Genomic DNA, 20,944 nt, shown 5'->3' with positions numbered 1-20,944 from the left:
TATTACAGATCTCGGATGTTTCTCGCCTGACAGGCGAGCCAATTTCGCGCGGCTGGTCTTTGCAGTGCGCTGAACGGGTGCGCTTGGAGCGTGTAAACTTATCCACAGGGGCGGTGATTGACTTCCCGGCATCGTTCAAACGTACGAAGTGAGACTTCCGACAAGAATTATTCGACAAGGCAGGACCTGAATCCCCGGAATCGAACTCCTGAAACAGGATTCGTGCTTTTATACGATATATGCAAACGCCTACATCCATGAGCAGTCATCCGGTCCCCAGACATCAGACTAGAGCTGAAGCATTTCGACTTGTCTTGAATGATCCGGCGCAGGCCTTGCAACCGACTGATTTTACCTCGTATGATTGTACGGTAATGGCTCAGGCAAGCGAACCAGATAAAACCATGCCCGCCCGCGAGCGCATCTTGCGTGCCGCGATTGGCCTGATTGCACAGCACGGCGCTGATCGTGTCACGCATCGCTTGCTGGCGAGCGACATGCAGATGTCTCCAGGCACGCTGACCTATCATTTCAAGACACGTGACGAACTGATCCGCGAGGCCTTCCTTCTCTATATGGAAGATTACGGTCGCGGCCTGAAGGCAGCCCTCTCGGTGCGTCCGCTGACATCGTTCGATGAAATCGCCCGTTTCCTGACCACAATGACAAGTCTCGGGCCGGATCAGGCAGAGCTCGCGGCTTTCGAATATGAAATGATTGCCAAAGCGCAGCGCGATTCCGACCTCAAGCAAGCGGTCACGAACTGGTCAGCGCAGTTGCCACGCGCCATTGGGGCGGCGCTCGAAGCCCTCGGTCAACCGGATGCCTCGCGGACAGCCAACCTGCTCACGGCGATCTGCCGGGGTGCGGAAGTTGATGTGCTGACACGCGGTGTGCGCATCGATGCCGTAGCTTTTCGAGAGCGGATCATGGGCGTGTTGCGCGCGGGACTCTAGGTCCCGCGCTCGAACACCGTCTCGCCGCCAATAATCGTGCGCATCACGCGTCCCACCATTCGCCGACCGTCGAAGGGCGAGTTGAGGGAGCGCGACCGCAGATGTTCGCGTTCGCAGAACCACGGCTTTTCCGGATCGAACAGGATGAGGTCGGCGGGGGCCCCTTCCTTCAACTGACCCTGCGGGACGCCGATGATATTGGCCGGGCTGGCGGTCAGCGGCATCAACGCATCCAGCATGGAGAGGCGCTCATCCTGTACAAGCACCAACAGGGCAGAGAGGACCGTCTCCAGGCCTGCGGCCCCGAAGCTGGCCTCTGCGAAGGGCAGACGCTTTTCTTCCGGCGGCTGTGGATCATGAGCGGAAACCACCGCGTCGATCTCGCCATGCGCCAGGGCGTCGATCAGGGCCTGTCGGTCCTCTTCGCTGCGGAAAGGCGGGTTTACCTTGCAGTAGGTGAGATAGTCCCCGACATCGAGTTCGTTGAAGAAGAGGTGGTGGGCCGCAACGCTGGCCCAGACCTTCACCCCCCGGGCCCGTGCTGCCTTGATCATCTCGATACTGCGCGCTGTGGAAACCTGGTCGACCAGTAGGGTGCACTTTGTGGCTTCGGCCAGAAGAAGGTCGCGCGCGAGCCCGATCCACTCGGCTTCCCGTGGAAGGCCGGAGAGACCGATGCGGGCTGCCAAGGCTCCGGAATTCATGACGCCACGTTTTGCAAGGGCATGGTCGTCAGCCCGGCTGGAAACGAGGGCGCCACAGCTTGCAGCATAGGCCATGGTCCGGCGAAGGACCGAGGCATCCGAAATCGGCAGGTCACCATTGGTGAAGAAGACCGCGCCGGAGTCCGACATCAGGCCCATCTCCGCCATCGCCTCACCTTTCAACCCCTTGGTCAGCGCGCCGGCAGCATAGATCCGCGTCTTCGAGGTTTCCTTGCCGCGATTGGCGATGAACTGGACCAGCGCGACATCGTCGATGACCGGATTGGTGTCCGGCATGACGACCATGCTGGTGACGCCGCCGGCGACGGCTGCACGCGAAGCGGTGGCGAGCGTTTCCTTCTGCTCGGCGCCCGGTTCGCCTGTCTTGACGCGCAAGTCGATCAGGCCGGGCGAGAGACAGAGGCCGTCAGCATCGATTGTCTCGTCAGCCTTGCCGGTGACCTTGCCAATTTCAGCGATCTTGCCGTCTTCGATCAGCAGAGATCCGGCTTCGTCCCACCCATTGGCGGGGCAGAGAAGGCGGGCATTGTCGATCTGGAGCCTCATGTGCGCCTCCCCGACAGCAGCTTGAGCACGGCTTCGCGCACGGCCACGCCCATTTCGACCTGTTCGGTTATGACAGAGCGGTCGCCGTCTGCGATGGCGCTTTCAATCTCGACCCCGCGATTCATTGGGCCAGGGTGCATGACCGTAGCGTCCGGCGCGGCGCGTTTCAGTCGCTCTGCGGTGAGGCCGAAGCTGCGGAAATATTCGCGCTGGCTCGGCAGGTAGGCGCCATTCATGCGCTCCAGCTGCAGGCGAAGCATCATCACGACGTCAGCGCCCTCAATGGCGGCGTCGAAATCACTCAGGGCGCGGGCGGCGCCCCACGTGTCGGTCCCGGATGGCATCAGCGTCGCCGGACCGCACAGCGTGACTTCGGCGCCGAGCATGTGCAGCGCCATCGTTGTCGAGCGGGCGACGCGCGAGTGGATGATGTCTCCGCAGATCGTGACCTTGAGGCCCTCGATCCGGCCCTTGGCGCGCCGGATTGTGAGGGTATCAAGCAGACCTTGAGTGGGATGCTGGTGCGTGCCGTCACCGGCATTGATCACGGCGCAATCGACTTTGCGGGAGAGAAGCTTCACGCCCCCCGAGGCAGAATGACGGATCACGATCGCATCAGGCGCCATGGCATTCAACGTCATGGCCGTGTCGATGAGCGTTTCGCCCTTTTTCACGGAGGATTGAGCGACCGGCATGGTGATCACGTCCGCACCCAGGCGTTTGGCTGCGATCTCGAAGCTCGACATGGTCCGCGTCGAATTTTCGAAGAAGAGGTTGATGACCGTATTGTTCTTCAGGTGCGGTTCGGGCCGTTCGCCGCGCCGGGTCGCTTCGGCAAACTCTTCGGCGAGATCGAGGATATGTCCAATGTCGAGACGGGAAAGGTCTTCAATGCTCAGCAGGTGAGTGTGATTGAATTCGTAGCTGTAGCCCGGAATGGACATGCCTTACCTTTCGATTTTTTGCCGTTTATGCGCGATTCCGGGCGGGGGCAAGGGGCTAGAAGAATCCTGCCCGCAGACAGGCGAACCAGATCACCGGCATGGTGATGATCGAGAGGACGGTCTGCATCGCAATGAGATTGGCCGCGAGCGGTGCGTCTCCACCAAGCTGGCGGGCCAGAATATAGGAGCTGGTCGCCGTTGGCACCGAGGCGCAGATCACCGCGATAGCGAAGGGCGTGCCCGTCAGGCCCAGGGCGAGCGCACCGCCGATGGCAACGGCTGGCAGGGCGAGCAGCCGGACCAGCGACCAGGTCAGCGTCTTCAGACCGGAGCGTCCGAGCGCGCCAACATTCATTCCTGCACCAGCCGCCAGAAGGCCGAGGGCGATCGTGCCCTGTCCAAGCAACTCGATCGACAGATCGAGGAGCTCCGGTATCTCGATGTCAAAGGCGGCCATGAGACCGCCGATGAAACAGGCGATGATGAGCGGATTGCGCGTGAGCTCGATGACCGGGTTTCGTTTCGGAATGCTCTCGCGTTCTGCATGGGCGGTCAGGGCCGTTACGCTTAATATGTTGGCGGCGGGGATCATGGCGGCCGCTGCAATGGAAACCAGCGCAAGGCCCTCGTCGCCAAACAGCGCGCTTCCGATGGAGAGCGCGACAAAGGTATTCCAGCGGACATTGGACTGGATGATCGACCCGACGGCTGGACGGGTAATGTCAGGCCAGGCGCGCGCCAGCAGGCCGAAAGCGCCGAGCAGGCACTGCGCCGACAACAGGATAACCGGCAGCTTCCATGGCGCTTCTTCAAAAGGTGCATTGGCAAGCGCGCGAATGATCAGGGCGGGAAACAGGACGACATAGGCCAGCCGCTCAATGCCCCGCCAGCCTTCTTCGGCCAGCACCTTGCGCCATCCAAGAAACCGGCCGAGCGCGACAATCAGGATGACCGGAACGAGGGCGGCGAGGAAGGCGCTCATGTCGCGTTGGCGAGCCGGTCGATGGCAGTCTGCAGGATAATGGCGGCGGCAGACGCGTCGATCAGCTCGGCCCGCCGTGCGCGGGAAAGATCACCGGCAATCATGGCGCGTTCGGCTTCGGCGCTGGACAGGCGCTCATCCTGGAAAGCGATGGGCAGGTCGCGCCGGGCGATGATATTTCGCGCCAGGGCGCGCGCGGACTGGACGCGTGGGCCTTCAGTGCCATCCATGTTGAGCGGCAGGCCGATGACGAGACCGACCGTGGCGCGCTCGTCGATGATCGCAAACAGGCGGTCGAGCGACGGGCCGAGCTTGCGCCCTTTCCTGATCGTCTCGACAGGAGACGCTATCAGACGCGACCGGTCACAGGCGGCAATGCCCAGCGTCTTGGTGCCCGGATCGATGCCGATCAGCGGCCCGGTGGCGGGCAGGGCGAAGAGGTCTGTGACTGGCATGGGCGCGAAGGCTGTGGGCTCGTCTCTTGAATTTGGCCTGCCTAGCGCGTATCCGGTCCGCTTGTCGATTGGAGAAAGCCGATGAGCGTTACAAAGGATGATGTCCGCAAGGTCGCCCGCCTTTCGCGCATTGCCGTGCCGGACGAGCGCCTTGAGCCCCTGGCCAACGAACTGTCGGCGATCATGGGCTGGATTGAGCAGCTGAACGAGGTTGATGTCGACGGTGTCGAGCCGATGACCTCGGTCGTCGATGCGACCTTGCCGATGCGCGACGATGTTGTCACAGACGGCAATATCCAGAATCAGGTCCTCGCCAACGCGCCGAAGAGCGAGGACGGCTTCTTCGTCGTTCCGAAATCGGTCGAGTAGGCACCCGCCCAACACTTTCCGGCCTGCACGTACTTCGCATCGGAACCAAACCCAATGTCCGGATTTGATCTGGAAAGGGGAGGTTCAGCCCGAGCGAGGGAGGTGCCCTATGGTCGAATTTGTGACCAATCCAGAGACCCCGCCGCGTGTCGATGTCGACAAGCGCGAAGCGACCTTTCACGGTTTCCTGAAATTCTGCGGATGGACCGGCCTGCATGTGCTGCTGGTCGCAGGCTACCTGACGCTGGTGTTTGGTGTCGGGATGAACTGGCTGGTTGCGTTGTTTCTTATGGCAATTGCCGGCGGTGTCGGGGGCTGGCTAATGAAGCTCGGCAGCGCCTGGTATTTTTCCCTGCTTGCGCAAGCGGGTATTGTCCTGCTCGCGCGGTTTTTCATCTTTCTCTTTAATCTGGTGAGCTGAGCCGCCTTCTGCGATGAAAAAACCCCATGGGAGCAGGGCTCACCATGGGGCTTGAAGAGCGAAGGCGCAGAGGCTTATTCGTCTTCCGTGTCCTCAACGGCGTCCTCATTCCACTCGTAAATCGAGCTGATCGGGCAGCGCATGGGTGGAATGCCGGTATTGTCCCGGCCAAATACGCTGTCATAGCCGTAGATCGAATCGCCCTTGCTGATGCAGCCCGATCCCGGGAAGGTATCGAAACTCAGCGCATTCGCATGAGCGAGATCATGGCAGCTTCCCATGACTTCGATCAGGTATTCCTTGTTCACGCCTTTCTCGACGATCACCGTGTTTTTGGTCGCCATCCGGAAATTGTCGATGCTGGACTGAAAGCAGATGCGGTCCACCTTTTCGCCAAGGCGGGCATCATTCATCCAGTCAGCCATCTCTTCTTCATTGCTCGGGGCAGACGAGCAGGCGGCCAGCATGGCTGCTGCTGCGGCGCCCAGGGTCAGGGTTTGCATGAGTTTTTGCATTAGGCTCCTCCTGTGACAGGACAACTCCAATGTGAGTTGTCGCCTGATCATACAATTAAAATGTCTTCAGCCGCACGGGGTTTCAAATCGCCTCTATCAGTCATCGGGACTTGAACTTTCGCGGCCGGGCTGCATACGAAGGCCACAAAGCCTATTTCCGGACATCTGAACGCAACATGACCGAACTCACCAAACTGACGCTGGCCGCCGCCCTGGACGGGCTGCAACGCAAGGCTTTTTCCTCGACCGAGATCACGCAGGCCTTCATCGACCAGGTCGAAGCGTCGAACGAGACGCTGAATGCCTATGTCGTGAAGACGCCTGAAAAGGCGCTCGACATGGCGGCTGAGGCCGACAGGAAGATCGCGGCAGGCGAAGGCGGACGGCTGGAAGGCGCGCCGATCGGGGTAAAGGATCTCTATTGCACCAAGGGCGTTCGAACCACCGCTTGCTCGAACATCCTCGGTGAGTTTACCCCGACCTACGAATCCACGGTGACCCAGCAGCTCTGGGATGCCGGGGCTGTCATGCTTGGAAAGCTCAACATGGACGAGTTCGCCATGGGCTCTTCCAATGAGACATCGCGTTTCGGCCCGCCCGCCAATCCGTGGCGCCGGGAAGGCTCCAACCAGACACTGACGCCGGGCGGTTCCTCGGGTGGGTCGGCGACCGCTGTGGCTGCTGATCTCTGCCTTGGTGCGACCGCCTCCGATACGGGCGGCTCGATCCGCCAGCCTGCCAGCTTTACCGGCACGGTCGGAATCAAGCCGACCTATGGCCGCGCCAGCCGCTATGGCATGGTTGCCTTCGCCTCTTCCCTCGACCAGGCTGGCCCGATCGCCAAGACCGTCGAGGACAGCGCGATCCTGCTGGAAGCCATGTGCGGGCATGACAAAAAGGACTCCACCTCGCTGCCAGAGCCGGTGCCGGAATGGCGCGACGCCGTCCATCGCGGTGTCCAGGGCATGAAGATCGGGATTCCGAAGGAGTACCGGGTCGATGACATGCCCGAAGAGATCGAAGCGCTATGGAGCCAGGGCATTGAATGGCTGAAAGAGCAGGGTGCCGAGATCGTCGACGTCTCCCTTCCCCATACCAAATACGCGCTACCGGCCTATTACATCGTCGCGCCGGCTGAAGCCTCCTCCAACCTCGCGCGCTATGATGGCATGCGCTACGGCACGCGCGTTGCTGGCGACAACCTCATCAACACCTATGAGGGGACCCGCTCGGAGGGTTTCGGCAATGAGGTCCAGCGCCGCCTGATGATCGGGACCTATGTGCTCTCCTCGGGCTATTATGATGCCTATTACCTGCGCGCGCAGAAGGTCCGGAAGAAGATCCTCAACGACTTCGTCACCGTCTTCGGCGAGTGCGACGCGCTGCTGACACCAACCTGTCCGTCGGCGGCCTTTGCCTATGGCGAGAAGGCCGATCCGGTGCAGATGTACCTCAACGACATCTTCACCGTGACGGCGAACCTCGCCGGTCTGCCTGGTATTTCCGTGCCGGCCGCGCTCGACAAGCAGGGCCTGCCGCTCGGCCTGCAGGTGATTGGCAAGGCGCTCGATGAGACGAGCTGTTTCCGCGTTGGCGGCGCCCTCGAAGAGGCGGCCGGTTTTGTGGCGAAGCCAGAGAAATGGTGGTAAGCTTCCGGTCATGTCGACCAGAGGCCACCGCAATTTCCTGTCGGCAATCACGAGCTGGATCTTTGGCTCGGCGGTCTTCCGCCATCGCTGGATACGCTGGCCGCTTGCTGTCGTTTTGGCGGGCCTTGCCGTGCATTCGATTACGTCAGGCGGAGTTGCAGATTCGGGCGATAGGGGCGCTGCGGTGCCGGCGCTCCTCTTTCTGTTCGCCATATTCCTGATCCTCTTGCCCCTGCTGCCCCTGGCCGATGAGTGGGACGAGCGTGGACGCCGCGATTAACGCATCTGTGATCGTGACGGGCCGGTCGTGGCAATGCTAAAGGTGCCGGATGTCCAGACGCGCCCGTACCGCCCTCTACGCCGCCGCCGCTTTCGCCCTTATGGTGCTGATGATCTTCCTGATGGCATGGCAGCAGGGTATCAATCCGCTCCATCCGCGCACGCGCATGTACTGGCTCGCTGCTGTTTTGGCCGCGCTTTACATCTCCATCCGCGGAGCAGTCTTCATCGAGCGCATCCAGTATCGCCGTGAACGCAAGCAGGCCGAAGATGCGCCGCCGAGCCGGCTCAGCAACAATATCAAGGACCGCATGGCCGCCCGCCGCGCCCGCGTCGAAGCGGCCCGCAAGAAGGCTGAGCAGCGCGGGGAGTAATTGCCACGACTGTCGCTTGAGCGGTTTGACCTATGGCATGCCCGCCGGAGCTATGCTTAAACGCGGCTCGATCTTTTTGAACGCTGGATGATTCCAAATGACTGAGCGCCCGACCTATACGCTGAAAGGCGAAACCGGAGACTGGGAACTGGTGATGGGGCTGGAAGTGCATGCCCAGGTCGCCTCTGAAGCCAAGCTGTTCTCCGGCGCCTCGACGAAATTCGGCGCAGATCCGAATTGCAATGTCTCGCTCGTCGATGCGGCGATGCCGGGCATGCTGCCGGTAATCAACCGCAAATGCGTCGAACAGGCGGTGCGCACGGGCCTCGGCCTCAAGGCGCAGATCAACAAATGGTCGCGTTTCGACCGGAAGAACTATTTCTATCCCGACCTGCCGCAGGGCTATCAGATCTCGCAGTTCGACCACCCCATCGTCGGTGAAGGCGAGATCGAGGTGGACGTCGAGCCCGCCCATGGCGACCCGGCTTACAGCTTTCCGGTCCGTATCGAACGGCTGCACCTCGAGCAGGACGCCGGCAAGTCGATCCACGACATGGATCCGACGGCGACCTATGTGGACCTGAACCGCTCCGGTGTCGCGCTAATGGAAATCGTCTCCAAGCCGGATGTGCGCACGCCGCTGGAAGCTGCTGCGTATGTGAAGAAGCTGAAGTCGATTGTCGTGGCGCTTGGTACCTGCGATGGCGACATGGAAAAGGGCAATCTGCGTGCCGATGTGAACGTCTCGATCTGCAAGCCGGGCGCTTACGAAAAGTTCCGCGAGACGGGTGACTTCTCCCATCTCGGCACGCGCTGCGAGATCAAGAACATGAACTCGTTCCGCTTCATCCAGGCGGCCATCGAGTATGAAGCCCGTCGCCAGATCGAGATCATCGAGGGCGGCGGCAAGGTGGACCAGGAGACACGCCTGTTCGACCCGACCAAAGGTGAAACCCGGTCGATGCGCTCGAAGGAAGATGCGCACGATTATCGCTATTTCCCCGATCCGGACCTGCTTCCGCTTGAGATCGACGACCTGTTCATCAACAATATCAGCGAAAGCCTGCCGGAGCTGCCCGATGAAAAACGCCAGCGCTTCCAGGAGGAGTACGGCCTCTCGCGCTATGATGCCGGCGTCCTGACCGCCGATAGCGAACGGGCTGAATTCTTCGAAGTGGTCGCCCATGGCCGGGACGGCAAGCTGGCCGCCAACTGGGTCAGCCAGGAGCTGTTCGGCTATCTCAACCGTGAGGATATCGAGCTTGCCGACAGCCCGGTTTCAGCGGTTCAGCTGGGCGAGCTCATCGATCTCATTTCGGATGACACCATCTCCGGCAAGATCGCCAAGGATGTGTTCGCGCGCATGATCGATGGCGAGGGCAGCCCTGGCGAGATTGTCGAGAAGCATGGTCTCAAGCAGGTCACCGATACGGGGGCGATCGAAGCCATCGTTGACGAGATCATTGCCGCCAATCCGGAACAGGCGGAATCCGTGAAGGAAAAGCCGAAAGCAATGGGCTGGTTTGTCGGGCAGGTGATGAAAGCGTCAGGCGGGAAGGCCAATCCGCAAGCGGTCAACCAGATCCTTAAATCGAAACTGGGGCTGGACTAGCCCCGGGTGTCGGCCTGAAACGCCTAGCTTTGACGGGCGCGCGCGAGCCGCTCAACGTCGATATCGAGATCCTCGACATCTTGCCGGATGCTTTTACACATCTGCGACTTGAGCTCCTCGTCATCGCTGAGCTGATCGATCCGCGTCAGGACATAGACCTTCGCGCCGATATCGGCTGCCTGGCGGGAGGGCTTTGAAATCAGTTCGCGTGCACGGCGCACCATGGTGAAGGTGATGTCGACCGTGCGATCGTGGAGCAGATTACCCAGCACCTTGTCGCCCAGCGTATCGCGAACATGGCCTGCCTGCGTTTCAAGCTGAGCATGTTCGTCTTCAAGCTCAAGCCAACGGCTCAGGAAAGTAAGCACGGTCGAGGGTTGCGACCGTGCAATCATTGCGTCGACTTCTGCGCGGGTCTGCGGCGCGCCGCTTTTTGCGGCTTTGTCCCGCAGGGACCAACCATTCTGGTGTCTCATTATTGCCGCTCCTGAAGGAGAAGGCGGGATATAGTTGAGTACAATCATCGCGTCTGTCACGCACTTGCGCCTCAAGCTGCAAAAACCTGCAGTTTAAAGGCTTCCGAGCCGGAACAACGCGTATTGGGTATTGATGTTCCTCGTCTCAGAGAAATGCAGCAATCCTGTCCGCAATCCCCTTCAGGGAGTCCGTGTCAGCCGGACCACCGTCTGCGTGGCGACGAAGTGATTCGCCTTCGCGGCGCGGGATGATATGGAAATGCAGGTGGTAGACGGTCTGCCCTGCCGGTGCTCCATTGAACTGCGTAACGACAATGCCGTCTGGCTTGAGGGCCTTTTCTACCGCACGTGTCACGGCCTGGACGCGCTGCATGTAAGGCCCGAGCTTGTCGTCCGGCATTTCCAGCAGGTTTCGCGCCTCGACATCCTTCGGGACGACGAGCGTGTGGCCCTCGGCCTGCGGGAAGATATCCATGAAGGCGAGCGCGACATCATCCTCGAGCACTTTCACACAAGGCACCTCGCCGCGCAGCATCTTGGCAAAGATATTGTCGGGATCATAGCTGTCGTGGAGGGTCATTGGGTATCATCCTTCGCAACTGTTGGCGGCTTTATCAAGCGATCAGCAAGGAAGACCAGCAAAATCGCAATCAGGAGCAACAGGCCTTCAAGTTCAAAGCTCGTTTCGTAAACCGGGTTATAGGTTCCCACCCGCACCTCTGGAACCCAGGACTGAGTCGTCTGGACGTCCGGTTGTCTCCACCATTCTTCAGGAGTGAACTGCCCGATCAGGGAAAACAGGCCGGTCAGAAGAACCGCAATGACAAGGCTTGGGATTTTAAGCGTGTAGTCCAGAAGCATGTACCACGCGGCAATAACGCCGTACTTGCGAGGCGTCTCATAAGGGCCGAATTCCTGTTCCAGTAACGCAGGCCCTGTCTCCGCATGCTCGATGATCAGCCTGCGGGCTTCATCACGATCGTTTTGAAAAACGCTTAGGGAAACCCCATTGAAGGCTGGGACAAGCCACCACTCATTTGCTGAATGGTAGTAGTTGTCCACAGAGCAATGGAGACCGTTGGCCTGTAGTAATCCCTGACAAATCAACGCTTCTGATAGCGTCGCGCATCGCCGGATTGTAACAGCCCCGCTCATCCGTCCTTCTTAAACGGCGTACGGTCACGAAGGAAGGCGGATTCCCGGTCCACGGCGGCGCGCTCGCGGTCGAGATAGTCGTCGATAGCGGCAGCGAGCCCCTCATGCGCGATCCAGTGGGCGGAGTAGGTCGTCTCGGGCACATAGCCGCGCGCCAGCTTGTGGCCGCCCTGGGCGCCGGCTTCGACGACCTTGAGGCCATGCTCGATCGCGAAGTCGATCGCCTGATAATAGCAGGTCTCGAAATGCAGCATCGGGCGCGGATCCACCGTGCCCCAATAGCGCCCGAACAGCCGCTCGCCGCCGATCACATTCATGGCGCCCGCGATCGGCATGCCATCCTCTTCGGCAAAGACGAGCAGCAACTTGTCCGCCATCCGCTCACCGAGCACGGAAAAGGTCTCGCGATTCAGATAGGGCGAGCCCCATTTGCGGGCGCCTGTGTCGACATAGAACTCGTAGAAAGCGTCCCAGTGAGCCTCCGTAATATCGTCACCGGTGATGTGGCGGAAGGTAAGTCCTTCCTGCGCCTTGCGCCGTTCCTTGCGGAGGTTCTTGCGCTTGGCCGAGGAAAGCTCGGCGAGGAAGTCGTCGAAGCTCTGATAGTAGTGATTGTGCCAGTGAAATTGCTGGTCAGTGCGGATCATGAGACCTGCGTCCTGCATGGCGGCGGCCTCGTCCTCCGTAACGAAGTTCACATGCAGGGAGGAGAGATTGTTATTGTCGCCGACCCGGACGGCTGCGGCCAGCAAGGCGCTGGCGATGCGCGCTTCGTCCGGGCCCGGTTTCACGAGCCGTCTGCGCCCTGTCACCGGTGTGAACGGCACGGCGGAGAGGAGTTTCGGATAGTAGTGCCCGCCAGCGCGCTCATAGGCGTCTGCCCAGCTATGGTCGAAGACGAACTCGCCCTGGGAATGCCCTTTGAGATAGAGCGGCATGGCCCCGATCAGGCCGCGCCCCGGCGCTTCGAGCAGCAGGTGATGCGCCGCCCAGCCGTGCTCGGGCACAGCGCAGCCGGTCGATTCCAGGGCTTCGAGAAACTCCCAGCTCAGGAAGGGGTCATCGGGATAGCCCGGCGGGTTGGCGACAGCGTTCCAATCCTGGGGAGCCACGTCAGCGAGGCCGTGGATCAGTCGGATCTGGAAACTGGTTTCGTCCATACGCTCCAAGGTAAGGCGAGATCAGCCCCGGGCAAAGGCCGGATCGAATCCTTCGAAGATCGGCGAGACCGGAAGTGTGCGGATCGAGTCCGCCATCGCTTCGCTTGTGACTGTCCAAATCGCCACTGGCAGGGCGTAATCCGTCGCAATGCCTGAGGCCCGCATGGCATCGGTGACATGGCAGGCGAGGTAATCGGGCGCCAGTGTTGCTGCCGCGCTGATCATCGCATCGAGCGTGACCTCTCTCGACAGCATGCTTGGCATGACAAGCGCACCCTTCATCAATTCGTCCGGAATAGCTGTGACGGCGCGTTGGCTGAAGCTCATCAGTGCGGCCGGCCCGGCATGTTCGGCCACGCGGCTGGCGACGAGCTGGGCAAAGCCAACAGCGTCCGTCGAGCCATCGATTTTCATCTCTACCAGCAACGGCGTCTCGCCGGGCCAGGCCTCAAGGACCTGGGTCAGTTTGGGTAAGGTGCCACCGCCTGCAAGGCCTATCTCCATCAGCTCGTCCGCGGTGCGTTTCGACACCGGGCCGGAAGCTTTGGTCATGCGGTCTAGCTGCTCGTCATGGAAAACGACCGGCGTGCCGCAGGCGGCGGGGCGAACATCGATCTCGCAGCCAAAGCCTGCCTCCGCAGCGGCGAGAATGGCTTCGAGGCTGTTTTCCTCCATGCCGTCCTTCGTCCAGAGTCCGCGATGCGCATAAGCGTGGTCGAGCAGAGAGAACCGTTCCGCCACGTCGTGATCAGGTCTCGATTTCGAAGATGCCATCAATCTCGACAGCAACTCCGAGCGGCAGGGTCGGGCAGGCGACCGCCGAGCGGGCATGACGGCCCTTGTCGCCAAAGACCTCAACCATCAGGTCCGAGCAGCCATTGATGACCTGCGGGATCTCGGTGAAGAGCGGGTGGGAGTTGACGAAGCCGCCGAGTTTCACCACGCGGGAGATCTTCGAGAGGTCGCCAACAGCAGCCTTGCATTGGGCAATCAGATTGATGCCACAGTGACGGGCAGCGTTCTGGCCGGCCGGCAGGTCCATGGTCTCGCCAAGCCTGCCCGTGATCCGGCCATCCGGGGTGGCGCTGACCTGGCCGGACACAAAGAGCTGGTTGCCGCTGATGACGAACGGGACGTAATTCGCAACCGCCTTCATCGGCTCCGGCAGCGTGATTCCAAGTTCCGACAGACGCGCTTCAGGTGTGCTCATTCAGGCTCGGGCCTCCGGGTTCGATCACTAGCAAAGTGAGAGTGTCTTAGACATACGAGGTGCGCAGCTGCAAGGCGATGTTCAGTCGCGTCGCAGTTTCTGAGCTTCCATCCTCACGCCTCTCCCGGTCTGGACGGCGCCATGGCCGAACTTCTCGCGTGCCCTGTCGGCCGCACGTTCGGCGGCAGCCCGCTTGGCCACGGTTGGATCAATGAGGTCGATCTGGTCTTCGCCAGCCGGGCAGAGTTCAGAGATACCGATGCCGATCAGCCGGTAGGGCGTGGCTGATCGTGTTTCTTTCTGGAGAAGAGGCCGGGTGGCCCGAAACAGGGTCTGTGCCAGCTGGGTCGGGTCGTGCAGGGTGACACTGCGCGTCAGCGTCCGGAAATCCTTTCGCTTCAGCTTTAGCGTCACGGTATAGCCGGCAAGTCCATGCTTCTTGGCCCGGCTTGCTGTCTCCTCACAGACCGACCAGAGCCGGTCCTCCAGCACATCATGGGCGGAAATGTCGGTGTTGAAGGTGCGCTCGGCGGAGACGGATTTGCGCTGATGATCGGGGGAGACAGTCCGGTGGTCGATGCCATGGGCACGCTCCCAGACATGCTGGCCGCTTTCCCCGTAGCGCATGATAAGCGTCTTGCGGTCGGCCCGGCGGATATCGTTGATCAGGCGGTAGCCATCGGTGGCCAGACGTTTGGCGAAGGCCGGTCCGACGCCATGGATGGCTGTGAGGGGCATGGGGCCCAGCAGATCGCCCACTTCTTCCGGCGCGATGACGGCAAAGCCGCGCGGCTTGTCCATTTCACTGGCCATCTTGGCGAGGAAGCGGTTGGCCGAAAGGCCGATCGAGATCGTGATGCCGAGATCGCGCTCCACGTCGCGGGCAAGTGTTGCGAGCAGGGCGGCTGGCGGGTGTGAATGCAGGCGGGCGGTGCCAGAAAGGTCGATATACCCCTCATCGATGGAGACCATCTGCACCAGCGGGCTCAGGGCCTCGAGCTTTGCGCGGATTTCCCGCGATACGGCAGAATATTTTCTGAAGTCTGGCCTGATGACGACGGCATTCGGACAGGCTTTAAGCGCCTTGAACATCGGCATGGCTGAGTGAACGCCATCGAGCCGGGCAATATAGCAGCAGGTGGACACGACCCCGCGTGTTCCACCGCCAACAATGACGGGCCTGTTTCGTAGTTCGGGATTGTCGCGCTTCTCGATTGCTGCGTAGAATGCATCGCAATCAATGTGGGCGACACTGAGGTCGGGGAGCCGGGCATGAAAGAGGAGGCGGTCACTGCCGCAGGCTGCGCACATGCGAAGCCGATGAGCGCTGACATGCGAACAGTCTCGGCAAAGCGTCTGCATGTTTGTTCATCTCATGTTCCGTGCGTTGAGACAAGTTCAAAGGTGCCGTTCAAACAAAGATTAAGACTCTTGAGGCTAGAAGAGCGAATAGTCACAGAATCGATCGCGCAATCGAGAACGCAGTAATGGCCACAGGCAACAAGAAAACCGTTCTGGTCGTTGAGGACAATGAACTCAACATGCGGCTCTTCTGCGACCTGCTGGATGCCTTCGGTTTCGATACGCTGCAATGCCGGGATGGCGCAAAGGCCGTGGAACTCACACGCCAGCACAAGCCGGACCTGATCATCATGGACATCCAGTTACCGGAAGTTTCCGGGCTCGATATCACGCGTTGGATCAAGGACGACGAATCGATTCGCAATATTCCGGTGCTGGCGGTGACCGCATTTGCAATGCGCGCCGATGAACAGCGGGTGAGGGAAGCCGGCTGCGAGGGGTATCTGTCCAAACCCATCCAGATGCGATCTTTCCTGACAACAGTTGAAGAGCTGGTGGGGGATCGTAAGGCTGCATGAGCGCTAAATTACTTGTCGTCGATGATATCCTGGCCAACCGGCGCCTGATGCAGGCAAAGCTGGAAGCGAAATACTATTCTGTATTGCTCGCCGAGGATGGTCAGAAAGCGCTTGAGATTGCACATGCCGACCAGCCTGGCATTATCCTGCTCGACGTCATGATGCCGGGGATGGATGGCTACGAAGTCTGCCGCCGCCTGAAGGCTGACCCTGAAACTGCGCATATCCCGGTCGTGATGCTGACCGCCCTCAACGAGACCGCTGACCGTGTGCGCGGCCTTGAGGCAGGCGCCGATGATTTCCTGACAAAGCCGGTCGACGACTTTTCACTGATGGCAAGGATCGGAGCCCTGAACCGATACAACGCAGTCGCCCACGAGCTGCGGAACCGTGAGGCTAACGGGGTGCGGGCCGGGGCGCTCAGCGATGATGAAAGTCTCGCGCTGGAGCGTGGAGCGAACATTCTCCTGATCGATTCACGCGAGGGCGTTGCGAATGCCATCCGAGAACCTCTGGAACAGGCAGGCCATCGCGTCCTGACGCTCGATGAGGCTGATCAGTCCAACGGCCGGGGCACGAGCCATCTCGATATTATCCTGCTCAGCCTCAGCCACCAGCGTTTCGACCCGCTACGTCTTTGTGCGCACTTCCGGACCACGGACGCGACACGCGCACTGTCGATCATTGTCATGGCGAACAGCAGCGACCGCGAAATTGCCGCCCAGGCGCTTGAGCTCGGGGCCAGCGACATCATACAGACCCCCGTCGTACCAGAGGAGCTGCTCGCGCGGGTAAATACGCAGACCAAGCGCCGACGCTATGTCGATATCCTGCGCCGCCGCGTCGACCGCGGGCTGGAGCTGTCGGTCGTCGACCAGCTTACTGGGCTTTATAATCGCCGTTACATGACCAATCAGCTTGGCTTGTGGATGAAGCGGGCAGCGGCTGGCAATATACCCCTGTCCGTTATCGCGGTGGATATCGATCACTTCAAGCAGGTGAACGACAAGTACGGCCATGAAGCTGGCGACCGCGTTCTCCAGCAATTCGCCGAGCGCATCCAGGAGAATGTCCGCCCGAAGGACATCGTCTGCCGCCCGGGCGGCGAGGAATTTCTCGTCATCATGCCGGAAACAACCGGTGAACTCGCCGGACGTGCCGCCGAACGGATTCGCCGCTCAATCGCGGCAGATCGATTTGCGCTGGATGGAAATGGCAACGACGTGATCGAAGTCACCGTCAGCGCCGGTGTCGCGGCCTATCAGGGGGAGCAGGATACCGTTGCCGATATCCTGCGGCGCGCCGATGCGGCCCTCTATCGTGCCAAGACATCGGGCCGCAACCGGGTTACGAATATCGCTGCCTGATGCGGACTTAGCCGCCTGTTTTCTTCTTGTGTGCCGTGGTTACGACGAAGACGGCGCACGGGGCTTCCCGGATCATGTCGGAGCTTTCCGAGCCTTCCAGCAGCCGCTTCCACCAGCCTTTCTGGTGTGAACCGATGACGATGAGATCAACATCGTTCTTCTTCGCATAGCTGGCCGCATCACGTGACGGGTTGCCTTCCAGGACAGCCAGTTCCTTTGCGCCGCCATGGGAGGCCGCCAAGGCATCGAGCTTCTGCTTGCGGCGTTCGGCATCCGCCCGGTGCGCTTCCGCATCCGCTTCCAGAGCGCCACTCGCATAGGGGGACTCGAACGTCGTGATGAACGGATTCGAATCGATGGCGTGCAATTCGCCACTCGATGCCGTCATCTGCTTTGCGGTTTCAAAAACCAGATCGGCCAGATCATCATCGACATCGATGACGGCGACCACCTTATTGAACTCCAGAGCCATGGCTTACCTCCTGTTACTGCTACAGTAGCATACAGGGAAACGTGTGGCTCTATAAGGACAATTACGGACGCCATAAAAGAAAAGCCGGGCAGGGCGCCCGGCTTGCATGATGATCTGTCTGAAGGAGCGAGACCTTACTTGATCTTGCCTTCCTTGAACTCGACGTGCTTCTTCGCAATCGGGTCGTATTTGCGCATCACGAGCTTCTCGGTGATGTTGCGCGGGTTCTTCTTGGTCACATAGAAAAAGCCCGTCCCGGCGGTCGAGTTCAGGCGAATCTTGATGGTTGTCGGCTTGGCCATGACGAATGCTCGTTTCGGGTGTTTCTGGAATTCGAAGGGCGCTTAATGAAGGGGCAGACCTTCAAAGTCAAGCGGCTGTGCGCAGAGCGCTGAATCTCAGATCCTGTCGCGCGAATGGCCGCTTTGCGTCCAGCGAAGGAAAGGGGGGCGCACCGCTTCCGGATCCTTCTGTTGCAGGCGCTCGCCGATCTCTCCGATCATGAAACGCGTGACGTTCGGCAGGTCCAGCGCCATTGCGTCCTCAAGCGTGACCCATTGAAGGTCATGCAGCTCGGCCCCGTCCACCGCGGGGCGTTCATCGATAAGCACGTCTTCTGCCTCGGCCATGAAGAAGCGGGCATCAAAACGCTTCGGCCTGTAGGGCGGGGTGATGGCGCGGCCAATGAAGGTGAAGCCCTGCAGGCAGGGGGCAGCGCCCTGGCTGGCATATTTTTCCCAGTCGGCAGCGGGATCCCCGGGAAACTGCCCGGCACGCCCGACAATCAGGCCGGTCTCCTCGAAGGTCTCGCGGATAGCGGTGAGGCCAAAGGCACGTGGCTTGCGGCGGGTCTTGTGGGCGAGCTTCTGCTCCACCAGAGAGCGGAACTCCGACAGGCTTGGCACCCGGCCATCCGCGGTATCAACACGCCCGCCGGGAAAGACGTACTTGTCGGGCATGAAGGAATGACGGCCTGAGCGTTTGCCCATCAGAAGCCGTGGCTGGGCCTGATCGCGGCGCACAAGGATCAGCGTGGCAGCATCACGCGGACGCGGCGTCGGCCTGTCCTTCTGGATGATGTCGCCGTCGCCTTCCTTGTCATAAGCGCTGCCGAGTTTGACGGTCATCAGCGCTTTCCTCCTTTTTTTCTCCCCTTGTGGCGGGGCTTGGAGGAGACCTTGCCACGGCCATGCCCGCGCGGACCAGACCTGCCCTTGCGCGAAGCGGGCGGTTTTTCGCCGGGCTTCTTTGGCTTCGGGGGCGAGAGGACCTCGAGCAGCAACCCGCCCTGGAGCGGCGTCACCTCCTGCAGTTTGACCTTCACGGTCTGGCCGAGCTCGAACCGCTTGCCGGACCCGCGTGCGATCAGCGACATGCTTGCCTCATCGTGCACCCAATAGTCATCGGAGAGCTTGGAAATGGGTGAGAAGCCGTCCGCGCCGGTTCCGGCCATCCGGATGAACAGCCCGGCCGGCGTCACGCCGGTAATACGTCCTTCGAATTCAGCGCCGACCCGGTCCTGCAGGTAAAGCGCGAGATAGCGATCGGTCGCTTCGCGTTCGGCCGCCATGGAGCGGCGCTCGGTATCGACGAGGTGGCTGGCAATATCGTGAAGCGAGGCCGCCATCTCGTCGGTCAGTCCGTCGTCGCCGAGGTTCAGCGAGCTGATCAGCGCGCGGTGGACGATCAGGTCGCTATAGCGCCGAATAGGCGAAGTGAAGTGCGCATAACGCGCGAGATTGAGACCGAAGTGGCCGAGATTGTCCGGATCGTAGATCGCCTGCGCCTGCGAGCGGAGCACGATTTCCGAGACCGCTTCAGAATGGTCTGTCTCACGCGTATCGCCGAGCAGCTTGTTGAAGCGGTGCGTTTGTGGGCGTTCGCCGACAGGCCAGCTGATGTCCAGGGTCTGCAGGAAGTCCGCGAGCGCCGCGATCTTGGCGTCCGAGGGTTGGTCGTGAACCCGGTAGAGCAGGGGCGCGCCCGCTTTTTCGAGGGTCTCAGCCGCCGCGACATTCGCCTGGATCATGAATTCTTCGATCAGGCGGTGCGCGTCGAACCGCTCCTTTTCGATAATGCCTTTGACTGTCCCGTCCTCGCCAATCTCTACCTTTTTCTCGGGCATGTCGAGATCGAGCGGAGCACGTTTTGACCGTGCTTTTCCGAGGGCTTCATAGGCACCCCACAGCGGTTTGAGGACAGGGTCCAGCCAGCGTTCGCCCGGTCCGCCTTTCTTGCCATCGATTGCCGCCTGGGCCTCTTCATAAGCGAGCTTCGCCTTGGAGCGCATCGTGCCGCGAATGAAGCGGTGCGAGCGTTTGGTGCCGGACTGGTCGAAGATCATCTCGACGGCCATGCAGGGCCGATCCTCATCATTGACCAGCGAGCAGGCATCTGCCGACAGCTCGAAAGGCAGCATCGGCACGACGCGATCGGGGAAATAGGTGGAGTTGCCACGCTTCTGCGCCTCGCGATCAAGGGCCGTTCCGGGCCTGACATAGGCGGCGACATCGGCGATCGCGACGATCACGCGCCAGCCATCGTCCAGCTTCTCGGCATAGACAGCGTCGTCATGGTCGCGCGCATCGGCGGGGTCGATCGTGATCAGGTCAAGCTGGGTCAGGTCCTCGCGCGGGGCATCGAGCGGTTTGATCGACTTGGCTTCGTTGAGGACGTCATTGGGAAACTCGACCGGAATGTCATGGCCATGGATAGCAAGGAGCGAGGCTGCACGCGGGTCGTCCATGCGCCCCAGAATGTCGGTGACGACGCCGAAAGCCGGACCATTCGGCTTGCCTGGTTTTGGCATGGCGCTGACAAGGTCACCATCCTCGGCACCCTTGCTGTCGCTCGTATCGATCAGCAGCGTGCGCTTGTCCTTGCGGCTCGCCGGCACCACGCGGCCACCGCGCGGCGTGCTCTCGAAGCGGCCGGTCATCGGTGATTCTTCGTCGCGTTTCTCGAAGAGCTTCAAGAGTTTGGCGTGATACTCGCCATTTGATTCATTGACCCTTGCAAGGCCGCGATCGCCCACCGCCGGGGCTGGGCCGCGTGACTTGCCGCTATAGCCGGCATACCGGATTGGCGGTCCGAAAGCGCCCTCGCGGCCGACAGCCCGGGCAATCAGTTCGCCATCATTGTCTATCTCTTCGAAAGTGATGACGCCGGTCGGCGGCGGCTGGTCTGCCATGGCCCAGGCGCGTTTGCCGGTGCGTTCAAGCGTGCCGTCGGCTTCCAGGTCTTTCAGGATGGCGCGCAGCGCCTGCCGCTCGCGGCCTTTCACCTTCAGGCCGCGGGCAATCTCCTGCTTGGTCGTGAGCGAGGGATTGTTGGATATGAAGTCGAGAACGGTCTCGCGGTCAGGAAAACTCATGGCCACGATATAAGGGATTCTGCG

General features: G+C 60.8%; 25 protein-coding genes. 9 read left to right on the top strand and 16 right to left on the bottom strand.

What is annotated here, in order from left to right:
- Nucleotides 1-404: 404 nt before the first annotated feature.
- The gene (locus Q1K29_RS06985; protein ID WP_300392525.1) at nucleotides 405-956 is read left to right on the top strand and encodes a TetR/AcrR family transcriptional regulator; all 552 of its coding nucleotides are present in this window, start codon (nucleotides 405-407) and stop codon (nucleotides 954-956) included.
- Here the strand turns inward: Q1K29_RS06985 and pyrC are convergent.
- From pyrC to ruvX, 4 genes are read right to left on the bottom strand one after another with little or no spacing between them, the layout of a single operon-like run.
- Nucleotides 953-2,227 carry a dihydroorotase gene (gene pyrC, locus Q1K29_RS06980; protein ID WP_300392522.1) on the bottom strand — a complete coding sequence of 425 codons (1,275 nt, stop codon included), beginning with the start codon at nucleotides 2,225-2,227 and terminating at the stop codon, nucleotides 953-955. The genes Q1K29_RS06985 and pyrC overlap by 4 nt on opposite strands.
- On the bottom strand, nucleotides 2,224-3,171 hold the full coding sequence (locus tag Q1K29_RS06975) for an aspartate carbamoyltransferase catalytic subunit (RefSeq protein WP_300392519.1): 948 nt from the start codon (nucleotides 3,169-3,171) through the stop codon (nucleotides 2,224-2,226). Before Q1K29_RS06975 ends, pyrC begins: the two co-directional genes overlap by 4 nt.
- A 55-nt stretch (nucleotides 3,172-3,226) precedes the next feature.
- Nucleotides 3,227-4,153, bottom strand: coding sequence for an AEC family transporter (locus Q1K29_RS06970; protein WP_300392515.1), 927 nt, complete (start codon nucleotides 4,151-4,153; stop codon nucleotides 3,227-3,229).
- The gene (gene ruvX, locus Q1K29_RS06965) at nucleotides 4,150-4,608 is read right to left on the bottom strand and encodes a Holliday junction resolvase RuvX (protein ID WP_300392512.1); all 459 of its coding nucleotides are present in this window, start codon (nucleotides 4,606-4,608) and stop codon (nucleotides 4,150-4,152) included. Before ruvX ends, Q1K29_RS06970 begins: the two co-directional genes overlap by 4 nt.
- Nucleotides 4,609-4,689: 81 nt before the next feature.
- Here ruvX and gatC point away from each other — a divergent pair, with 81 nt between their 5' ends.
- Complete coding sequence (gatC, locus tag Q1K29_RS06960) at nucleotides 4,690-4,977, top strand: Asp-tRNA(Asn)/Glu-tRNA(Gln) amidotransferase subunit GatC (protein ID WP_300392510.1); 288 nt, start codon at nucleotides 4,690-4,692, stop codon at nucleotides 4,975-4,977.
- Nucleotides 4,978-5,086: 109 nt separating this feature from the next.
- The gene (locus tag Q1K29_RS06955) at nucleotides 5,087-5,398 is read left to right on the top strand and encodes an aa3-type cytochrome c oxidase subunit IV (RefSeq protein WP_300392506.1); all 312 of its coding nucleotides are present in this window, start codon (nucleotides 5,087-5,089) and stop codon (nucleotides 5,396-5,398) included.
- Nucleotides 5,399-5,472: 74 nt separating this feature from the next.
- On the opposite strand, the gene Q1K29_RS06950 is transcribed toward Q1K29_RS06955, so the two are convergent.
- Entirely contained in the window at nucleotides 5,473-5,913 is a 441-nt protein-coding gene (locus Q1K29_RS06950; protein WP_300392503.1) for a DUF6491 family protein, read from the bottom strand.
- Nucleotides 5,914-6,089: 176 nt separating this feature from the next.
- Between Q1K29_RS06950 and gatA the strand changes: the two genes are divergently transcribed.
- The 4 genes from gatA (at nucleotide 6,090) to gatB (ending at nucleotide 9,827) form a co-directional block, all read left to right on the top strand.
- Complete coding sequence (gene gatA, locus Q1K29_RS06945) at nucleotides 6,090-7,562, top strand: Asp-tRNA(Asn)/Glu-tRNA(Gln) amidotransferase subunit GatA (RefSeq protein WP_300392500.1); 1,473 nt, start codon at nucleotides 6,090-6,092, stop codon at nucleotides 7,560-7,562.
- A gap of 10 nt (nucleotides 7,563-7,572) precedes the next feature.
- Entirely contained in the window at nucleotides 7,573-7,842 is a 270-nt protein-coding gene (locus Q1K29_RS06940; protein ID WP_300392497.1) for a hypothetical protein, read from the top strand.
- Nucleotides 7,843-7,891: 49 nt separating this feature from the next.
- Nucleotides 7,892-8,215, top strand: coding sequence for a hypothetical protein (locus Q1K29_RS06935; protein ID WP_300392464.1), 324 nt, complete (start codon nucleotides 7,892-7,894; stop codon nucleotides 8,213-8,215).
- Between the two features lie 97 nt (nucleotides 8,216-8,312).
- Nucleotides 8,313-9,827 (top strand): Asp-tRNA(Asn)/Glu-tRNA(Gln) amidotransferase subunit GatB, encoded by a 1,515-nt coding sequence (gatB, locus tag Q1K29_RS06930; protein ID WP_300392461.1) that lies wholly within the window; start codon nucleotides 8,313-8,315, stop codon nucleotides 9,825-9,827.
- A 23-nt stretch (nucleotides 9,828-9,850) separates the two neighbouring features.
- On the opposite strand, the gene Q1K29_RS06925 is transcribed toward gatB, so the two are convergent.
- The 7 genes from Q1K29_RS06925 to Q1K29_RS06895 all read right to left on the bottom strand — a co-directional run bounded on the left by Q1K29_RS06925 (nucleotide 9,851) and on the right by Q1K29_RS06895 (nucleotide 15,190).
- Nucleotides 9,851-10,303, bottom strand: a complete 453-nt coding sequence (locus Q1K29_RS06925; RefSeq protein ID WP_300392460.1) for a hypothetical protein — start codon at nucleotides 10,301-10,303, stop codon at nucleotides 9,851-9,853.
- A 145-nt stretch (nucleotides 10,304-10,448) separates the two neighbouring features.
- Nucleotides 10,449-10,883 carry an HIT family protein gene (locus Q1K29_RS06920; protein ID WP_300392457.1) on the bottom strand — a complete coding sequence of 145 codons (435 nt, stop codon included), beginning with the start codon at nucleotides 10,881-10,883 and terminating at the stop codon, nucleotides 10,449-10,451.
- On the bottom strand, nucleotides 10,880-11,458 hold the full coding sequence (locus Q1K29_RS06915; RefSeq protein ID WP_300392454.1) for a hypothetical protein: 579 nt from the start codon (nucleotides 11,456-11,458) through the stop codon (nucleotides 10,880-10,882). Before Q1K29_RS06915 ends, Q1K29_RS06920 begins: the two co-directional genes overlap by 4 nt.
- Nucleotides 11,455-12,618: a GNAT family N-acetyltransferase gene (locus tag Q1K29_RS06910; protein WP_300392451.1), complete on the bottom strand. Its 1,164-nt coding sequence runs from the start codon at nucleotides 12,616-12,618 to the stop codon at nucleotides 11,455-11,457. Before Q1K29_RS06910 ends, Q1K29_RS06915 begins: the two co-directional genes overlap by 4 nt.
- A 21-nt stretch (nucleotides 12,619-12,639) precedes the next feature.
- The gene (locus tag Q1K29_RS06905; protein WP_300392448.1) at nucleotides 12,640-13,392 is read right to left on the bottom strand and encodes a glycerophosphodiester phosphodiesterase family protein; all 753 of its coding nucleotides are present in this window, start codon (nucleotides 13,390-13,392) and stop codon (nucleotides 12,640-12,642) included.
- Entirely contained in the window at nucleotides 13,367-13,828 is a 462-nt protein-coding gene (locus Q1K29_RS06900) for a RidA family protein (protein ID WP_300392445.1), read from the bottom strand. The genes Q1K29_RS06905 and Q1K29_RS06900 overlap by 26 nt, the downstream gene beginning before the upstream one ends.
- 81 nt (nucleotides 13,829-13,909) lie before the next feature.
- The gene (locus tag Q1K29_RS06895) at nucleotides 13,910-15,190 is read right to left on the bottom strand and encodes a DNA polymerase IV (RefSeq protein ID WP_300392442.1); all 1,281 of its coding nucleotides are present in this window, start codon (nucleotides 15,188-15,190) and stop codon (nucleotides 13,910-13,912) included.
- Between the two features lie 125 nt (nucleotides 15,191-15,315).
- Between Q1K29_RS06895 and Q1K29_RS06890 the strand changes: the two genes are divergently transcribed.
- Nucleotides 15,316-15,708, top strand: a complete 393-nt coding sequence (locus tag Q1K29_RS06890) for a response regulator (protein ID WP_300392440.1) — start codon at nucleotides 15,316-15,318, stop codon at nucleotides 15,706-15,708.
- Nucleotides 15,705-17,075: a PleD family two-component system response regulator gene (locus Q1K29_RS06885; protein ID WP_300392437.1), complete on the top strand. Its 1,371-nt coding sequence runs from the start codon at nucleotides 15,705-15,707 to the stop codon at nucleotides 17,073-17,075. The genes Q1K29_RS06890 and Q1K29_RS06885 overlap by 4 nt, the downstream gene beginning before the upstream one ends.
- 7 nt (nucleotides 17,076-17,082) lie before the next feature.
- Here Q1K29_RS06885 and Q1K29_RS06880 read toward each other — a convergent pair whose 3' ends face one another.
- The 4 genes from Q1K29_RS06880 to rnr form a co-directional block, all read right to left on the bottom strand.
- Nucleotides 17,083-17,547, bottom strand: coding sequence for a universal stress protein (locus tag Q1K29_RS06880; RefSeq protein WP_300392434.1), 465 nt, complete (start codon nucleotides 17,545-17,547; stop codon nucleotides 17,083-17,085).
- A 134-nt stretch (nucleotides 17,548-17,681) separates the two neighbouring features.
- Nucleotides 17,682-17,849 (bottom strand): 50S ribosomal protein L33, encoded by a 168-nt coding sequence (rpmG, locus tag Q1K29_RS06875; RefSeq protein ID WP_290751111.1) that lies wholly within the window; start codon nucleotides 17,847-17,849, stop codon nucleotides 17,682-17,684.
- Nucleotides 17,850-17,945: 96 nt separating this feature from the next.
- The gene (locus tag Q1K29_RS06870; RefSeq protein ID WP_300392427.1) at nucleotides 17,946-18,674 is read right to left on the bottom strand and encodes an NUDIX domain-containing protein; all 729 of its coding nucleotides are present in this window, start codon (nucleotides 18,672-18,674) and stop codon (nucleotides 17,946-17,948) included.
- The gene (rnr, locus tag Q1K29_RS06865) at nucleotides 18,674-20,920 is read right to left on the bottom strand and encodes a ribonuclease R (RefSeq protein WP_300392424.1); all 2,247 of its coding nucleotides are present in this window, start codon (nucleotides 20,918-20,920) and stop codon (nucleotides 18,674-18,676) included. The genes Q1K29_RS06870 and rnr overlap by 1 nt, the downstream gene beginning before the upstream one ends.
- Nucleotides 20,921-20,944 lie beyond the last annotated feature (24 nt).

This window comes from Henriciella sp. (assembly GCF_029937755.1).
Classification (GTDB): Bacteria; Pseudomonadota; Alphaproteobacteria; order Caulobacterales; family Hyphomonadaceae; genus Henriciella.
This window is presented reverse-complemented; position numbering and strand designations above follow the sequence as displayed.

Excerpts from the sequence above, each read along its gene's own strand:
- Q1K29_RS06985 (WP_300392525.1), top strand. The coding sequence starts at position 405 with ATGCCCGCCCGCGAGCGCATCTTGCGTGCCGCGATTGGCCTGATTGCA.
- pyrC (WP_300392522.1), bottom strand. The coding sequence starts at position 2,227 with ATGAGGCTCCAGATCGACAATGCCCGCCTTCTCTGCCCCGCCAATGGG.
- Q1K29_RS06975 (WP_300392519.1), bottom strand. The coding sequence starts at position 3,171 with ATGTCCATTCCGGGCTACAGCTACGAATTCAATCACACTCACCTGCTG.
- Q1K29_RS06970 (WP_300392515.1), bottom strand. The coding sequence starts at position 4,153 with ATGAGCGCCTTCCTCGCCGCCCTCGTTCCGGTCATCCTGATTGTCGCG.
- ruvX (WP_300392512.1), bottom strand. The coding sequence starts at position 4,608 with ATGCCAGTCACAGACCTCTTCGCCCTGCCCGCCACCGGGCCGCTGATC.
- gatC (WP_300392510.1), top strand. The coding sequence starts at position 4,690 with ATGAGCGTTACAAAGGATGATGTCCGCAAGGTCGCCCGCCTTTCGCGC.
- Q1K29_RS06955 (WP_300392506.1), top strand. The coding sequence starts at position 5,087 with ATGGTCGAATTTGTGACCAATCCAGAGACCCCGCCGCGTGTCGATGTC.
- Q1K29_RS06950 (WP_300392503.1), bottom strand. The coding sequence starts at position 5,913 with ATGCAAAAACTCATGCAAACCCTGACCCTGGGCGCCGCAGCAGCAGCC.
- gatA (WP_300392500.1), top strand. The coding sequence starts at position 6,090 with ATGACCGAACTCACCAAACTGACGCTGGCCGCCGCCCTGGACGGGCTG.
- Q1K29_RS06940 (WP_300392497.1), top strand. The coding sequence starts at position 7,573 with ATGTCGACCAGAGGCCACCGCAATTTCCTGTCGGCAATCACGAGCTGG.
- Q1K29_RS06935 (WP_300392464.1), top strand. The coding sequence starts at position 7,892 with ATGTCCAGACGCGCCCGTACCGCCCTCTACGCCGCCGCCGCTTTCGCC.
- gatB (WP_300392461.1), top strand. The coding sequence starts at position 8,313 with ATGACTGAGCGCCCGACCTATACGCTGAAAGGCGAAACCGGAGACTGG.
- Q1K29_RS06925 (WP_300392460.1), bottom strand. The coding sequence starts at position 10,303 with ATGAGACACCAGAATGGTTGGTCCCTGCGGGACAAAGCCGCAAAAAGC.
- Q1K29_RS06920 (WP_300392457.1), bottom strand. The coding sequence starts at position 10,883 with ATGACCCTCCACGACAGCTATGATCCCGACAATATCTTTGCCAAGATG.
- Q1K29_RS06915 (WP_300392454.1), bottom strand. The coding sequence starts at position 11,458 with ATGAGCGGGGCTGTTACAATCCGGCGATGCGCGACGCTATCAGAAGCG.
- Q1K29_RS06910 (WP_300392451.1), bottom strand. The coding sequence starts at position 12,618 with ATGGACGAAACCAGTTTCCAGATCCGACTGATCCACGGCCTCGCTGAC.
- Q1K29_RS06905 (WP_300392448.1), bottom strand. The coding sequence starts at position 13,392 with ATGGCATCTTCGAAATCGAGACCTGATCACGACGTGGCGGAACGGTTC.
- Q1K29_RS06900 (WP_300392445.1), bottom strand. The coding sequence starts at position 13,828 with ATGAGCACACCTGAAGCGCGTCTGTCGGAACTTGGAATCACGCTGCCG.
- Q1K29_RS06895 (WP_300392442.1), bottom strand. The coding sequence starts at position 15,190 with ATGCAGACGCTTTGCCGAGACTGTTCGCATGTCAGCGCTCATCGGCTT.
- Q1K29_RS06890 (WP_300392440.1), top strand. The coding sequence starts at position 15,316 with ATGGCCACAGGCAACAAGAAAACCGTTCTGGTCGTTGAGGACAATGAA.
- Q1K29_RS06885 (WP_300392437.1), top strand. The coding sequence starts at position 15,705 with ATGAGCGCTAAATTACTTGTCGTCGATGATATCCTGGCCAACCGGCGC.
- Q1K29_RS06880 (WP_300392434.1), bottom strand. The coding sequence starts at position 17,547 with ATGGCTCTGGAGTTCAATAAGGTGGTCGCCGTCATCGATGTCGATGAT.
- rpmG (WP_290751111.1), bottom strand. The coding sequence starts at position 17,849 with ATGGCCAAGCCGACAACCATCAAGATTCGCCTGAACTCGACCGCCGGG.
- Q1K29_RS06870 (WP_300392427.1), bottom strand. The coding sequence starts at position 18,674 with ATGACCGTCAAACTCGGCAGCGCTTATGACAAGGAAGGCGACGGCGAC.
- rnr (WP_300392424.1), bottom strand. The coding sequence starts at position 20,920 with ATGAGTTTTCCTGACCGCGAGACCGTTCTCGACTTCATATCCAACAAT.